The 14079-nt window shown below is 43.3% G+C and carries 14 protein-coding genes; 9 read left to right on the top strand and 5 right to left on the bottom strand.

What is annotated here, in order from left to right:
* Window positions 1–129 precede the first annotated feature (129 nt).
* Window positions 130–3600 (top strand): methionine synthase, encoded by a 3471-nt coding sequence (gene metH / locus DEHRE_RS11760; RefSeq protein ID WP_025206093.1) that lies wholly within the window; start codon window positions 130–132, stop codon window positions 3598–3600.
* A 110-nt stretch (window positions 3601–3710) separates the two neighbouring features.
* Here the strand turns inward: metH and DEHRE_RS11755 are convergent, their stop codons facing one another.
* Window positions 3711–4454: a hypothetical protein gene (locus DEHRE_RS11755; protein ID WP_019226024.1), complete on the bottom strand. Its 744-nt coding sequence runs from the start codon at window positions 4452–4454 to the stop codon at window positions 3711–3713.
* A 277-nt stretch (window positions 4455–4731) separates the two neighbouring features.
* Between DEHRE_RS11755 and nrdR the strand changes: the two genes are divergently transcribed.
* The 5 genes from nrdR to DEHRE_RS15370 all read left to right on the top strand — a co-directional run bounded on the left by nrdR (window position 4732) and on the right by DEHRE_RS15370 (window position 9495).
* Window positions 4732–5190: a transcriptional regulator NrdR gene (gene nrdR / locus DEHRE_RS11750; RefSeq protein ID WP_025206092.1), complete on the top strand. Its 459-nt coding sequence runs from the start codon at window positions 4732–4734 to the stop codon at window positions 5188–5190.
* Window positions 5191–5272: 82 nt separating this feature from the next.
* A complete protein-coding gene (locus DEHRE_RS11745; RefSeq protein WP_019226027.1) occupies window positions 5273–7396 on the top strand; it encodes a ribonucleoside triphosphate reductase in 2124 nt (707 codons plus the stop codon).
* A gap of 61 nt (window positions 7397–7457) precedes the next feature.
* Window positions 7458–8132, top strand: coding sequence for an anaerobic ribonucleoside-triphosphate reductase activating protein (locus tag DEHRE_RS11740; protein ID WP_019226028.1), 675 nt, complete (start codon window positions 7458–7460; stop codon window positions 8130–8132).
* A 608-nt stretch (window positions 8133–8740) separates the two neighbouring features.
* A complete protein-coding gene (locus tag DEHRE_RS15375; RefSeq protein WP_084544195.1) occupies window positions 8741–8950 on the top strand; it encodes a phage integrase N-terminal SAM-like domain-containing protein in 210 nt (69 codons plus the stop codon).
* Window positions 8951–8976: 26 nt separating this feature from the next.
* Window positions 8977–9495, top strand: a complete 519-nt coding sequence (locus DEHRE_RS15370) for a tyrosine-type recombinase/integrase (protein WP_084544194.1) — start codon at window positions 8977–8979, stop codon at window positions 9493–9495.
* Window positions 9496–9689: 194 nt separating this feature from the next.
* Here the strand turns inward: DEHRE_RS15370 and DEHRE_RS11730 are convergent, their stop codons facing one another.
* Both DEHRE_RS11730 and DEHRE_RS14855 read right to left on the bottom strand, forming a co-directional pair.
* Window positions 9690–10262 carry a hypothetical protein gene (locus DEHRE_RS11730; RefSeq protein WP_025206091.1) on the bottom strand — a complete coding sequence of 191 codons (573 nt, stop codon included), beginning with the start codon at window positions 10260–10262 and terminating at the stop codon, window positions 9690–9692.
* Complete coding sequence (locus DEHRE_RS14855; protein WP_019226032.1) at window positions 10262–10411, bottom strand: hypothetical protein; 150 nt, start codon at window positions 10409–10411, stop codon at window positions 10262–10264. The genes DEHRE_RS11730 and DEHRE_RS14855 overlap by 1 nt, the downstream gene beginning before the upstream one ends.
* Window positions 10412–11153: 742 nt before the next feature.
* Here DEHRE_RS14855 and DEHRE_RS11725 point away from each other — a divergent pair.
* Window positions 11154–11834, top strand: a complete 681-nt coding sequence (locus DEHRE_RS11725; RefSeq protein ID WP_019226033.1) for a hypothetical protein — start codon at window positions 11154–11156, stop codon at window positions 11832–11834.
* Between the two features lie 23 nt (window positions 11835–11857).
* Window positions 11858–12271 carry a pentapeptide repeat-containing protein gene (locus DEHRE_RS11720; protein WP_019226034.1) on the top strand — a complete coding sequence of 138 codons (414 nt, stop codon included), beginning with the start codon at window positions 11858–11860 and terminating at the stop codon, window positions 12269–12271.
* 173 nt (window positions 12272–12444) lie between these two features.
* On the opposite strand, the gene DEHRE_RS11715 is transcribed toward DEHRE_RS11720, so the two are convergent.
* Together DEHRE_RS11715 and DEHRE_RS11710 are read right to left on the bottom strand one after the other, a co-directional pair.
* Complete coding sequence (locus tag DEHRE_RS11715) at window positions 12445–12750, bottom strand: type II toxin-antitoxin system RelE/ParE family toxin (protein ID WP_019226035.1); 306 nt, start codon at window positions 12748–12750, stop codon at window positions 12445–12447.
* Window positions 12743–13009, bottom strand: a complete 267-nt coding sequence (locus tag DEHRE_RS11710; RefSeq protein ID WP_019226036.1) for a type II toxin-antitoxin system Phd/YefM family antitoxin — start codon at window positions 13007–13009, stop codon at window positions 12743–12745. The genes DEHRE_RS11715 and DEHRE_RS11710 overlap by 8 nt, the downstream gene beginning before the upstream one ends.
* 223 nt (window positions 13010–13232) lie before the next feature.
* Here DEHRE_RS11710 and DEHRE_RS11705 point away from each other — a divergent pair, with 223 nt between their 5' ends.
* Window positions 13233–14021 carry a DUF3102 domain-containing protein gene (locus DEHRE_RS11705; RefSeq protein WP_019226037.1) on the top strand — a complete coding sequence of 263 codons (789 nt, stop codon included), beginning with the start codon at window positions 13233–13235 and terminating at the stop codon, window positions 14019–14021.
* Window positions 14022–14079: the final 58 nt, after the last annotated feature.

Genomic DNA, 14079 nt, shown 5'->3' with positions numbered 1-14079 from the left:
GAATATACAAAAATGATTACGCAGGAAATACGAAATGTATAGATTGGATGAATCGTATAATCATGGTAAAATAATATGATAAACCCAAGGAAAGCTTGGAGGAAAAGTTTGCAAAGAAGTGGTGAGACCATGAAACAACAGATTTTTAATGAATTGCTTGCGAGAAAAATTCTGATTCTGGACGGAGCAATGGGGACCATGCTTCAGCAGAAGAATCTGTCTGCTGAAGATTTTGGAGGGCCTGAGCAGGAAGGCTGCAACGAAATCCTGACGCTCACCCGTCCTCATATCGTGCGTGATATTCATGAGGCCTATCTGAAAGCCGGTGCGGATATCATTGAAACCAATACCTTCGGAGGTACAAATATTGTCCTTGGGGAATATCATCTCAGGGACAGGGATATGGAAATCAACGAGGCTGCGGCACGGCTGGCCCGCGAAGCGGCCGACAAATGGGCCACAGCGGAAAAACCGCGGTTTGTAGCTGGATCCATGGGTCCGACGACCAAGATGCTGGCCTTTGGAGGCGGTATTGCTTTTACTGACCTCGAAGAGGCTTATTACCGCCAAACTCTTGGCCTTATTAAGGGAGGCGTCGATCTGTTGATCGTCGAAACTTGTCAGGATACGCTGAATATCAAGGCGGCAGGACTCGGAATCCAGCGTGCCTTTGCTGAACTTGGGTGGAAAGTGCCGCTGGTCGTTTCCGTGACGATTGAACCCTCGGGTACGATGCTCGCAGGGCAGAATATTGAAGCCTTATATATTTCGATACAGCACCTGAAGCCGGTTGCCGTCGGCATGAACTGCGGTACCGGCGCAGAACTGATGAACGATCACCTTAGAACATTGGAGGGAATTGCCGCTTGTGCCGTGAGCTGTTACCCGAACGCTGGGCTACCGGATGAAGAAGGCGGTTATCGGGAAACTCCGGAAGAGTTTGCCGGAAAGATGGCCGCTTACGCAGCCAAAGGCTGGCTGAACATCGCCGGCGGCTGCTGCGGGACGACGGACCGCCATATCGAAGCGCTGGCCGCAGCCCTGGCCAAGTATGCTCCAAGACGGACAATGGCAGCGGAACGGAGCAGCATCACCGGGCTTGAACCGGTCTGGCCCGAAGAAGACAACCGCCCGCTTCTGGTCGGCGAGCGGACCAATGTGATCGGTTCCCGCAAATTTAAGGAACTGATCGCCGGTGAATATTATGAAGAAGGTTCCGAGATTGCCCGAAACCAGGTCAAGAAGGGTGCTCAGATCATAGATGTCTGTGTGGCTAATCCCGACCGGGACGAACTGGAGGATATGGTCAGTTTTCTACCCCATGTTGTTAATAAAGTCAAAGTGCCGCTGATGCTGGATACGACCGATCCTGCGGTTTTGGAAGCTGGACTCCGGCTGATCCAGGGCAAAGCAATTATCAATTCGATCAACCTTGAAAATGGACGGGAACGCTTCGATGATGTTGTTCCGCTGATCCGAAAGTTCGGGGCTGCAGTCGTGGTCGGATTAATCGATGAACAGGGTATGGCCCTGACCCGGGAGCGCAAGCTCGAAGTGGCCGGACGCTCTTACGATCTGCTGGTGTATGAATATGGTCTTTCGGCTGCCGATATTATCTTTGATCCGCTGACATTCCCGGTAGGGACCGGGGATGCTAAGTATCTCGGTTCCGCAGTTGAGACCATTGAAGGCCTGCGCCTGATTAAGGCCAAATATCCGGAATGCAAGACGATTCTTGGGATCAGCAATGTCTCCTTCGGTCTGCCTGCGGCAGGCCGGGAAGTGCTGAATGCCGTATTCGTCTATCTGAATACCGTAGCCGGGCTGGACTACGCGATTGTTAATTCCGAAAAACTAGAACGTTATGCGACGATTCCGCATGAAGAGAAAAAACTGGCCGAAGACCTACTCTTAAATACGAATGACCAGACCTTAAAAGCCTTTACCGATTTTTACAGAGAGAAAAAGGTCACGGAACAAAAACAGACGTCCAGGCTTTCCGTTGAGGAACGGCTGGCAGGAACGATTGTTGAAGGCTCCAAGGAGGGCCTGGAAAACGATCTGTACGAGGCCCTGACGAAATACCGGCCGCTCGAAATTATTAACGGCCCGTTGATGAAGGGGATGGAGGAAGTCGGCAGCCTCTTTAACAGGAACCAACTGATCGTGGCTGAAGTTCTGCAGAGTGCCGAAGTCATGAAGGCAGCGGTGACCATCCTAGAGGCCTATATGGAAAAAGCCGAAGAGGCGGTCAAAGGGAAGATCCTGCTCGCGACGGTCAAGGGCGATGTCCATGATATCGGTAAGAATCTTGTGGAAATCATCCTGTCCAATAACGGTTATAAGGTGATTAACCTTGGCGTCAAAGTCAGTTCTGAACAGCTGATTGAAGCGGCTAGGAAAGAGGCCCCTGATGCGATCGGGTTATCCGGACTTCTGGTCAAATCAGTTCAGCAAATGCTGCTGACGGCCCAGGACCTGCAGGCAGCCGGAATCAATACCCCGCTGATTCTCGGAGGCGCGGCTCTATCCCGAAAATATACCGAAGAAAAGATCGCTCCGCAATACGGCGGACCGGTCCTGTATGCGCGCGACGCTATGGATGGCCTGAATCTCCTGAATGGTCTGAAAAGAAAGTCAGCCAATGATTCCGGAAGCTATAACGCAGCTAAAAATAATGATCAGGCCGGTAATGCTGGTACGATTTCCGGTAACATCCCAGACAGTATCTCCGGCAGTATTTCTGACAACCACATCGAAAATAAATTTTCGCCGGTCAGCTTTGACGGACCTACCTGCCGCCCGCAGCATACAGCACGGGAGGTCCTTCTGGATTATCCGCTGGCGGAGATTATCCCGAACTTGGATCTGCCTTTTATCCTGAGGCGTTATCTCGGTGTCAAAAACAAACTGCGCCACTCTTCCCAGGAAGAAATCAAGGCAGCGGAAAGTCTCCTGCTGGATTCCGCAGATGTTTCTCAAGATAAATCAGCCAAAATCCAGATATTTGTTCAGGATTTCCTGGAAGAGATCCAAGAACACAAGCTGATTACGGTCAATGGGGTATTTGCGTTTTATCCGGCCTGTGCGAACGGAAATACGGTCGCTATTATGGATTCAAATATTGTCCTTGAAGAACTCAGTTTTCCGCGTCAGCAAAAAGATAATGGCCTTTGTCTGGCTGACTATGTCCGCCCCCGGAACAAGCATGTTGGACAGGAGCAGGCGTATGATTATCTTGGAATGTTCGCGCTGACCACGGGCCTGGGGATTAAAGAAAAGGCCGAGAATTACCGGGACAAGGGTGAATACCTGAAGTCTTTTCTTCTTCAGGTTCTGGCCCTGGAGCTGGCTGAAGCATTTGCTGACATCATGCATGAGAAAGTGCGTAAAATCTGGGGGATTGACAATGGCATCCGGGTTTCTCCGGGCTACCCGATCTACCCTGCACTGGAAGAACAGGCTAAGCTATTCAGACTGCTGAAACCGGAGGAGATTGGAATAACGCTGACAGAGAATTTCATGATGGACCCCGAAGCGTCTGTTAGCGCTGTTGTTTTTTCTCATCCCGAGGCTAAAATATTTAATATTAACCGTTGATCTCTGCAATAAACGCCATGAAATCCCGTCTCGAGACTGAGGCGGGATTTTATGCGTTTTTGTATCGTTAACCAATTTTTATAGAATCTTATTGTTTGTATTCGAATTTTTCAAAAACCATAGTTTTGCCTTCTTCTGCTAAATAGACTTGAAGCATAATTCTGATTTTGATCAAATAGTTCATAAGAATTTTGGACAGTTGGATTTTGAACAACAGGCTGGACGAAGGTACTCGGTGCTTCCTGGTTAGGAGAAGGAACTATCGGCCCGGGGACTATTTGGTTCTGCGGACGGATTCCAGTCGGGAAGGACTGAAGATTTTTACCAAAGCTAAACAAGCCTCTCCGTGTTTTTTGACGCTTTCTGTTTTGCTTTTCAATTTTTTTTTCTGCTTTGGTTTGTTTTCTCCCGCGTACACCTGCTTCAGATTCTATTCCTGTTTCTGTTCTTTTTGTCCTTTTTATACCTTTACTTGTATTAATAACTGTACCTGGACCGGTGCTTATTCCAGTACCGGTACCATTTCCTGATCCTGCTTCTGTCACCATTGTCTTTATTCCTGTGCCACTGTTTGCCTGGGGATTTCCGGGCAAGAGGAATGAAGGGGGATTTCCTTTAAAAATGACTTTATTAATAAGCGGATAGCCGACCCGGTTCAATAAAAAGGTACCGGTTTTACGGGCCATAGGAATACCTATTCTTTTAGCAAGTGGAAGTCCGACTTTCCTGGCAATGGGCATGCCAATTTTTTCAGCAACGAGGGGACCAACTTTACCGGCGATGTATGGCTGAAGTTCCCTCAGTACAATCGGTGCAACTTTTTGCAGAAGATAGGAGGGTTGACCAATACTCATGGGGATTCCTCCTTATGGTTATAATGGAATATATTTACAATAAAAGGATATGTTTTTTTGACGGAAGTGTGTTTGTCTTGATTTATTTATTTTGCAATGATTTGGGACTTAAGTAATGTTTTGCATGAAATCTTCAAGAACTAAAATCGCAAGCAAAACGTAAAATAATCCATATAGAAGGCCTTAGATGCATAAAAACGCCAATAAAAGGCTATTGCTTACTATATATAGTATTGATAAAATAAGGAATATACAAGATATAGGAAGGATGAGGGTATTGCGCTGTCCTTTTTGCCAGAGTGACGACACGAAGGTGCTGGATTCCAGACAAATTGAGGAAGGTACTGCTATCCGACGCAGGCGGGAATGCGATGTCTGCACAAAGCGTTTTACGACGTATGAGCGCTACGAGGATTTTCAGCTGATTGTCGTGAAAAAGGATGGCAGAAGAGAGCCCTTTTCCCGTCACAAACTATTGTCCGGATTGAACAAGGCCTGTGAAAAGCGTCCCGTGTCCACTGAGCAGCTGGAAACAATGGTCACTGATATCGAAAGAGAAATGCGTGATATCAACGACCGCGAAGTGCCGAGCGAATTGATCGGTGAGGCCGTCATGAAAAAACTGTTTGCAGCAGATGAAATTGCGTATATTCGCTTTGCTTCTGTTTACAGGCAGTTCAAGGATATTCAGAAGTTTATGGAAGAGTTGAACGGACTGGTAAAGCGTCGCAAATAAAACAGTCCCCCAATTGAGATCCTTGCGATAAAGACAGGATATCCATGCAAATAAATATATATGGGAGCAGGAGGACTAAGCCATGTACGTTGTGAAAAGGGATGGAAGAAGAGAAATTTTTAATCAGGAGAAGATTCGCAAGGCGGTAGAAAAGGCTTTTATCGCTACCGAAACCCCCAATGTCACCAACTGGGCGAAGATCGTTACCGACAGGGTATTCTCGGAATTAGAAGCTGCTTACAGTAAGAATGAAGGCTTCCAAATCGAGCAGATTCAGGACAAAGTCGAAGATGTCCTGATGCAGACAGGAAATACCAATGTCGCCAGAGCATATATAAGATACCGCTTCCAGCATGAAATCATTCGAAATCAGGAAAGCGCCAAAAACGATAACAATCAATTATTCTCTGATTACCTGGGGCTGGGAACCTGGGAAATCAAAGAGAATTCCAATATGGGATTTTCGGTTCAGGGGCTTAACCGGTTTGTAACCAGCAAAGCGACCAATGCTTTCTGGCAGTCCCTGCTTCCGTCTGAAGTCGGCAAAGCGCACGATTCCGGTGCTTTGCATAATCATGACATGGGAGATCTTGCTCCATATTGCGTCGGCTGGGATCTCAAAGACCTGCTTCTGGTAGGTTTTAGGGGCGCGGAAGGCAAAACGACCTCCAGACCGGCCAAACACTTTCGTTCCGCACTCGGACAGATCGTTAATTTTGTTTATACCTTACAGGGAGAAGCTGCCGGTGCTCAGGCACTCTCCAGCTTTGATACCTATCTTGCTCCGTTCGTCAGAGTGGATAACCTTGATTATAAACAAGTCAAACAGGGGATTCAGGAATTTATTTTCAATGTCAATGTCCCGACCAGGGTAGGTTTCCAGTCTCCATTCTTTAATATTACGCTCGATGTGCGGGCGGCCGAATCAGCCATCAAAGATGAACCCGCTGTCGTTGACGGCAAATTCCTGGATACGCCGTACCGGGAATATCAAGCTGAGATGGATATCATCAATATGGCGTTCTGCGAGGTCATGCTCGAAGGTGATGCTGACGGCAATATTTTTAGCTTCCCGATCCCGACGTATAACATCACGAAGGGCTTTGACTGGAACAGTGAAGTATCGAGAGCGATCTTCAAAATGACCGATAAATACGGAATCCCGTATTTTGCGAACTTTATCAACTCCGATATGAATCCGGAGGACGCCAGAAGCATGTGCTGCCGTCTGCGTCTGGACAACAGGGAACTCAGAAAACGCGGAGGTGGCCTGTTCGGAGCCAATCCGCTCACAGGAAGCATTGGAGTTGTAACCCTGAACCTGCCGTTGTACGGCTATCTGGCTAAAGGCAACTGGGATCAGTTCATCACACTGATTGATAACCACATGAACATCGCCCGGTCCTCGCTGCAGACCAAACGCAAAACGCTGGAGATCCTGACGGACAATGGCTTGTACCCCTATACCAAATTTTATCTGAGAGATATTAAAAAACGTTTCGGCAAGTACTGGACGAACCACTTCTCGACGATCGGTCTGGTCGGCATGAATGAAGCGATCCGTAATTTTACTTCGGACGCCGATGACATCACCACTGTTTTCGGACAGAATTTTGCCAAGGAAACATTGAACTATATGAGAGACCGCATCCAGGAATTCCAGGAGCAAGACGGAGACCTCTATAACCTTGAGGCAACGCCCGCGGAAGGTACGAGCTACCGTCTAGCCAAAATCAACAAAAAGCATTATCCCGATATGATTACGGCCGGTGACAATGAACCCTATTACACGAACTCCACTCACCTGCCTGTGGGCTATACCAGCGACCTGTTCCGCGCCGTGGAGCTTCAGGATGACCTGCAGACGCTTTATACCGGAGGGACCGTGCTTCACGGTTATCTGGCTGAAAGTCTCGATGATCTTGCCGTCGCCAAGGCTGTCGTACGCAGGGTATTTGAGAACTTCCAGCTGCCGTATTTCACGCTGACTCCGACCTTCAGCATCTGCGAAGACCACAAATATATCAAAGGTGAACATTTTAACTGCCCCGAGTGCGGCAGGGAAACCTTAGTCATGACGAGGGTCACCGGCTTCTATAGACCGATCTCCGCCATGAACCCCGGCAAACAGGAAGAGAAACAAGAAACTGTTAAATATCGTGTTACGGGCGTCACGCCAAGTCTGTTTGACGGCGTAGCGAAATAACAACCCAAGTCAATAATGCGAACTTTGCAGGAATGGCATAAAAAGGGATGGATAAAAGATTATGCTGATGGATATTGAACCTTTTTCTCTGGTAGATTATCCCGGTCATATTGTCGCAACCGTCTTTTTTGGGGGATGCAATTTCCAGTGCGGTTACTGCCAGAACCCTGCCCTGGTCGATGTGAAGGAGAAGCCGTCGCAGACTTCTCCTTCCGCTGTCATAGAATTTATGAAGACCAGAAAAGGGCTATTGGACGGAGTATGTCTAACGGGCGGGGAGCCGCTTTTATCTACGGACCTTGTGCCTTTGGCTAGGGAAATCTGGGAACTAGGCTTTAAAGTGAAGCTGGATACGAACGGCAGCAGCCTTGAAAAACTGCAGGAAGTTGCGCCTTGCTTAGACTATATTGCGATGGATATCAAATGCACTCCGGAAAAATATCCGGAGCTGACCGGATGCAGGAACAGTGGCGACAAGATATCCGAAACGGTCGAATGGATCAAAAACAGCGGAATCCCATATGAATTCAGGACAACAGTGCTGCCGGTCTGGCATCCTTTTGAGGATTTAACCGTGATCCGTAAGCTTCTTGGCCAGGAGACCAGCTGGGTGCTCCAGCAATTTCGCCAGCCCCCCCAGGGAGTCCTCGATGGAAAAACCTATGAAGCATACCCGGATTCCTGGCTTAAAGAAATGGGAGAGAAGCTAAACTGCCCAGTCCGCGGCTTGAAATAAAGAATTAAAGATTAAGGATGATTCCTGTATTGAACAGAGATCATCCTTAATTTTCATTCTTGTCAGAAATGCTTTTGAATATTTGTCTTGCTGCTGCAAAAAATGTTGACCATATCTCCATGGAATACTAAAATAGTAAAGAATGGTATTTTTTTGAAAAATATTTACCTTCTTGTAAGAGTGAGGAGAAAAATGGCTGTCTATGTAACTGCAAATGCAAATCTGGATGTGAACCCAGAATTAAACACAGACATAATCGCAAACATATATCCAGCTATTAATACAGATATTAGTAAACATATGAAGGAAAATTCACGAGAGCTGTATGTTTCTTTTGAATATTCGGCTGAACGGGTTGAAAAGATTAGAACGATTCAAGGCCGAATATGGGATTCTGAAAAGAAGCACTGGATTGTGCCTTATTCCAAAGAAACCATTATTAATTTATTTAAGCTATTTCCGAATGAAATTATTATCAATTCCAAAATCCCTAAGAGATTAGGAATAGATACTATTATTGAAAACCATATTTTTGATCGTATGCAAAAAGAACTGAAAATCCAGGGCTATAGTCATAATACTACGAGTGTTTATGTTGACAACGTTTTTTGTTTTTTATTTATAAAGATCCGGAGAACATTACGGATCAAGATATCAAAGATTATTTGCTGTATCTTTTGGAAAAACAGAAATGTTCCCATGCCTATGCAAATCAAGCAGTTAGCTCTATTAAATTTCTATTTCGTTGTATTTTGAACAAAGAAACAAACAGTAAATTACCCAGACCAAAAAAAGAAAAAAACTACCAGATATTTTAAGCCAGCTAGAAATTGAACGTATTCTTATGGCCTCGAGGAATCTTAAACATAAGGCTATTCTTACACTTGTTTATTCTGCTGGACTAAGAGTAAGTGAAGTATCTTCCCTAAAGGTAAACGACATTGACAGCAACAGAATGCTTATCCATCTCAGGCAAGGGAAAGGCAGGAAAGATCGGTATACCATATTATCAAGTGGGGCCTTAGAAATCTTAAGAAAATACTACGCAGCACAGTATAAATTGGATGATTGGTTGTTTCCCGGGGAAGAAAAAGGTGCACATATCTCAGAAAGGACTATTCAAAAAATATTTGTCAATGCCTGTAAGTATGCATCTATAGATAAAAGGGTATCCGTACACTCCTTAAGACACTCCTTTGCCACCCATCTACTTGAGGCGGGCATAGATTTAAGGTATATCCAGGAATTACTTGGACACAGCAGTTCAAAAACAACGGAAATATATACTCATGTTAGCATAAAAGATCTTGGTAAAATCAAAAGTCCTCTTGACAGCATTGGAGAAAGCTGGAATAACAGCTAAAGGAAATATTCCCGAACTAGGTTCGTAAATACCTCCATATTCAGATATAATACGAACCTAGTTCGGGAAAAAGACGTTAGCCGAAATTTCCCATTCCTCTGTATTCCTTTGTAGCTTTGTTTTGTTGGTTGGGAGGTTGGTTGGAGAAATGAGAAAAGACCTCTGCGAGAGAGGTCTTTTAATTATAAGACTGTTTATTCGTTAATAGCCACATCTGATTCTATGGAGTCATGTGATTCTGACGGTAAAGAACCTAAATCATATCTATAATGAAAGGTACCTCCGCTACCATCAGAATGAGGTTCGAACCCATTTGGTACATAGAAGTTATATATCAATGAAGGATTCCTAATATCAGCAGTAATAAACCTACATCCAGCGCCCATTACATTGTCAGGACTATTTAATGAGTGTCCATATGCAATGGTATCTTCTAGCATATATACACCAAGTGCTTTACCTTTGTATCTTAAATCACGTGCGATCCTGCAAAGTTTTAAAGCAGGTAATTGAGGAAATCGTGTGTCTAAATCTTTGATTTCAGCAGCATTATCTAATTCTAATACAATTGAATCTGTCGCTAAAGTAATATATCCTGCGATAATATCATTATGTAAGTATACGGTGGTAAAAGAAATTCTCTGTTTCTGATGCTCTAAAGCTTCTTTTTGTAAGAAATTATTTAAACTTGGTTCTTCGCAATAAAAATCCCCTATATTATGATAAGGGGATAGGCGTTCTACTTTAATTTCATTTAATATATCCATTACTTTTTCTTATAAGAATTGATTCTAGTATACAATCTATCTAATTTTTCAACTTTGCGTACATCTGTCTTACTATTCATCACTGATCTGATCAACTTTGTTGCTTCAAATCCTTTAATGGATGGTGTTGCTTCAAATGCTTGCGCCATACTATCACTCCTTCGCATAAAACGCCTATCTGTCTTCATATAATATCACCTTCCAAATATTGTTTCAATACTATATGCATAGTTTTTCCAATATAGAAAGGATAATACTGTATTTATTTAATATTATTATCATTTTCACTTCATAGCGAATAGGTTATATAACCTATTCGCTATGAACCATTAAATTTCCTTCATTTTGTTTTTGGGGATTTGTATTTATTGCAAATTATTTTTGCTTCAGTACGCTGTGCCGAATATGTTTCTAAGAAACATATTCGGCACAGCGTACTGATACTCCTTCTTTATGTCAGTATTTTTTCTTAAAATAAACTCCAGATGTATGTGTATAAGTTATACGCATAACGAATAAAGGAATTTTTAATAAATATATGGAAATATAGCTTATGTTGTTCTATGGAGCATGGGAAACTTCGGCTAACAGCGAATTCCCAAAACTTAGAATATATGAATGATGTAAGACGCTTCGGGAATTCACGGGACGTTAAATGAAATTGGTCGCAGGAACGCCGCGCCGTCCTGGCGCGGATAAATCAAGCATTACTTTGAAGTTAATTAAATACGTAAGGAGGCAAGAAAATGTCTGATGTAGAAGAGAGTATAGCTTCCAGCATTAACGAAGAGTTAGATTAAATATTCACCCACAACGCAAAGAAGAATTATTGAAAAAGTTATTCTTGCAGCTCTTGGGAGTATTCCGTGGGTTGGAGCTTTTTTTAGCACAATGGCAACATTAAAAACTGATGAAGGATCAATGAAAACTAATTATTTACAAACGAAATGGCTTGAAGAACACGAAAATAAGATTCGTGGATTACTAATAACATTGTCAGAGATTGATACCCGATTTAATTCCATTGGAGATGAAATTGAAGAGAGAGTCACAAGTGAAGATTATTTAAAACTTGTTCGTAAATCCTTTAAAGTGTGGGATGACGCAGATACTCATGAAAAACGTAAGTATGTCGCAAATTTACTTTCAAATGCTGCTGGAACTCGTTTGTGTTCCGACGATGTTGTCAGATTATTTATAGAATGGATTAGGTTATATAATGAGTTGCATTTTATGGTTATACGTATAATTTTTGTTAATCCTGGATTTACAAGATATGACATATGGGCGGAAATGTACGGTGAAGAATTACCTAGAGATGATTCAGCAGAAGCTGATCTGTTTAAATATGTTATTCGAGAGCTTAGTACTGGCGGCGTCGTTAGACAGGCTCGTTCAACCACAGGAGATGGACGGTTTCTTAAGAAGAGAGCAGCAAAGAACCAAAGACAAAAAAATGCACAAACGATGGAATCTGCTTTCGAAGGGACAAAACAATACGTGCTGACCGATCTCGGAAAACAATTTGTACATTATACGATGAACGAGTTGGTAGAAAGAATAGAATCATAAATTATACAAGTGAGGATTTTTATATGGCTAATCCAATGCAGTTAGATATCTTAGAACAAGGAATAAATGCATGGAATAATTGGAGAAATCAGAATCCCAGTATTATACCTGATTTAAGTAGCGCTAATTTGCGTATGCGAGATTTGAAGAATGTTAATTTCAGTAATACGGATCTTTTTATGACAGATTTATCTGAGGCAGATTTAACAAAAGCAAACCTTTGTAATACACATCTAGGGACTACAAGATTTTATGAAACCATTTTGAAAAGGGCTTCGATTTGTGATTCCAACCTTGAAAACGTTGACCTTGGAGGATGTGACCTAAGACATGTAAATTTTTGCAATAGTAATCTTCGACGAGCAAATTTAAATGGGACAGAAGACCTTTGTATTTTTATATTTGTAGTACAACAAGAGCAATTATTGGTAAATTAATTTTATAACTGTAAATTAAGGATGAGTTTTTACACGGTCTGTCCGTGGTCGGCTCCGAATTTTAGGTCGTCCAACTTTACATAACACGCAGTTCTCGCAACTTTACATAGATGCATGCGGTCATGACACATCGGCAATTCGCGGGACGTGACTCTAAAATCTGGCTTTCGGGGCTATATCAAGAAGCTATACTGTCTTTTCCCGTGAAGGATTCTCCGGATTTCAATTATTTCATCAAGTACAACATAGAAAACAAGGTAATTTCCTATTACTAAAATGCGGTAGTTTAGATGCATAAGGCGCATGTCTTTGGGCACAGACCCAATATATGGAAAAGCTTCAAGCTTAGAAATTGTTTGATCGACTTCGTCTAGGAAGGATAGTGCAGCGGAGGGATCATCCATCTGGATATACTCAATAATGCTGGTCAAATCTTCTTGGGCAATTGGAAGATATTCAACATGATATTCCTTATCCATTGATCTTATCCCTCAAAGTTTTCATAAAGTCTTTGTGTGAGATTCTCTCTATTCCTGAATTACTTTGCGCTTCGGCTTCACCTAGTTTTTGATAGAGCTCTAATAGAGTTTGTTGTTTTTCATATAGGGCCATACTCATAACAACAAGATCTCCTTGACCATTCTTAGTTATGAAAACTGGTTCACCATCTTTGTGGCAGATTTCAGATATTTGGTTGAAATTATTTCTTAGATCAGAAATAGGTTTTATAGTAGGCATAAGCATTCTCCTTTATCATTATATATATTAACATTATATCATAATTGTGATAGGCATATGCAAGAGCCAGATAAGACGTATTTTCCTTATATTGTGTAATAAGCCTCATCCTAAAGCATCTCAACTTTGAAAGGTGATTTGATAGGTTCATAGACAAGCATTCACCATCTGAAGCCCGTCTGCGTATGCTGTAATTAAAGCTACCAAAAAGGCGGGAATAAAAATGAATGAACAAATCACTGAACGTACGCCGGTTGTTATTGCGGCTGAGATTAATAGAATCAAACAACAGACTTGTAAAATTATGCTTACCAATGCCATTGAGGTTGGCAAGCACCTGAAGGAGGCCAAAGCCCTGCTTCCGTATGGAGAATGGGGAAAATGGTTGATCGAATCGGTGAGCTATTCCCAGCGCACAGCCAACAGACTAATGCAGCTCTTTGAAGAATATGGAGATAAACTGTTCGCTTCCATCGGTGACGGTGGCAGCTCAAATTCGTCAGCGCTGACGAATTTAACCTACTACCAGGCTCTCCTCCTTCTGGGGATTCCGGAAGATGAGCGGGAGAAATTTATCCTGCAGCATAATGTTAAAGATATGACTTCCCGGGAGCTTGATCAGACTCTCAAAGAACTGAACCAAACCGCTCCGGAGAAAGTGCAGGCTCAAGTCACGCCAATACCAAATAATCCTCAGGATATCAAAATAGAATATATAACCGTCAAAAAAACCGACAAACCAAAAAGTGCGCCAAAAACTGCAGCCCCCTCAACCTTTACCACGGAGTATGAAGAAAAATGCGCCACTTGCTGCAAAACGATCGCCGATACGTTCTACGAACTGCTGACAGCGCTCGGACAACTGGCCAGACTTGATCCGGCGGTGAAGGAAAAATGCAATAAAGACGCGAGCCGGCTTGCAGAAAATATGGTCGAAAGGCTCAAAGAGTGGCCGCCTGTTGTCAAGACGAATATGAAGGTTGAGACCTACGCTATCCATGAAAGGTGGTAGAATCGCCAACTCCTTACCAAAAGGAGAAGGCACCAGACCGCTGGGAATCCCGGCAGTC

The organism is Dehalobacter restrictus DSM 9455, assembly GCF_000512895.1.
In the GTDB taxonomy this organism is placed as follows: domain Bacteria; phylum Bacillota; class Desulfitobacteriia; order Desulfitobacteriales; family Syntrophobotulaceae; genus Dehalobacter; species Dehalobacter restrictus.
Note: the sequence above shows the minus strand (reverse complement) of the source record. Positions and strands in the feature narration are given on the sequence as shown.

Excerpts from the sequence above, each read along its gene's own strand:
- metH (WP_025206093.1), top strand. The coding sequence starts at position 130 with ATGAAACAACAGATTTTTAATGAATTGCTTGCGAGAAAAATTCTGATT.
- DEHRE_RS11755 (WP_019226024.1), bottom strand. The coding sequence starts at position 4,454 with ATGAGTATTGGTCAACCCTCCTATCTTCTGCAAAAAGTTGCACCGATT.
- DEHRE_RS11745 (WP_019226027.1), top strand. The coding sequence starts at position 5,273 with ATGTACGTTGTGAAAAGGGATGGAAGAAGAGAAATTTTTAATCAGGAG.
- DEHRE_RS11740 (WP_019226028.1), top strand. The coding sequence starts at position 7,458 with ATGCTGATGGATATTGAACCTTTTTCTCTGGTAGATTATCCCGGTCAT.
- DEHRE_RS15370 (WP_084544194.1), top strand. The coding sequence starts at position 8,977 with ATGGCCTCGAGGAATCTTAAACATAAGGCTATTCTTACACTTGTTTAT.
- DEHRE_RS11730 (WP_025206091.1), bottom strand. The coding sequence starts at position 10,262 with ATGGATATATTAAATGAAATTAAAGTAGAACGCCTATCCCCTTATCAT.
- DEHRE_RS14855 (WP_019226032.1), bottom strand. The coding sequence starts at position 10,411 with ATGGCGCAAGCATTTGAAGCAACACCATCCATTAAAGGATTTGAAGCA.
- DEHRE_RS11725 (WP_019226033.1), top strand. The coding sequence starts at position 11,154 with ATGGCAACATTAAAAACTGATGAAGGATCAATGAAAACTAATTATTTA.
- DEHRE_RS11720 (WP_019226034.1), top strand. The coding sequence starts at position 11,858 with ATGGCTAATCCAATGCAGTTAGATATCTTAGAACAAGGAATAAATGCA.
- DEHRE_RS11715 (WP_019226035.1), bottom strand. The coding sequence starts at position 12,750 with ATGGATAAGGAATATCATGTTGAATATCTTCCAATTGCCCAAGAAGAT.
- DEHRE_RS11710 (WP_019226036.1), bottom strand. The coding sequence starts at position 13,009 with ATGCCTACTATAAAACCTATTTCTGATCTAAGAAATAATTTCAACCAA.
- DEHRE_RS11705 (WP_019226037.1), top strand. The coding sequence starts at position 13,233 with ATGAATGAACAAATCACTGAACGTACGCCGGTTGTTATTGCGGCTGAG.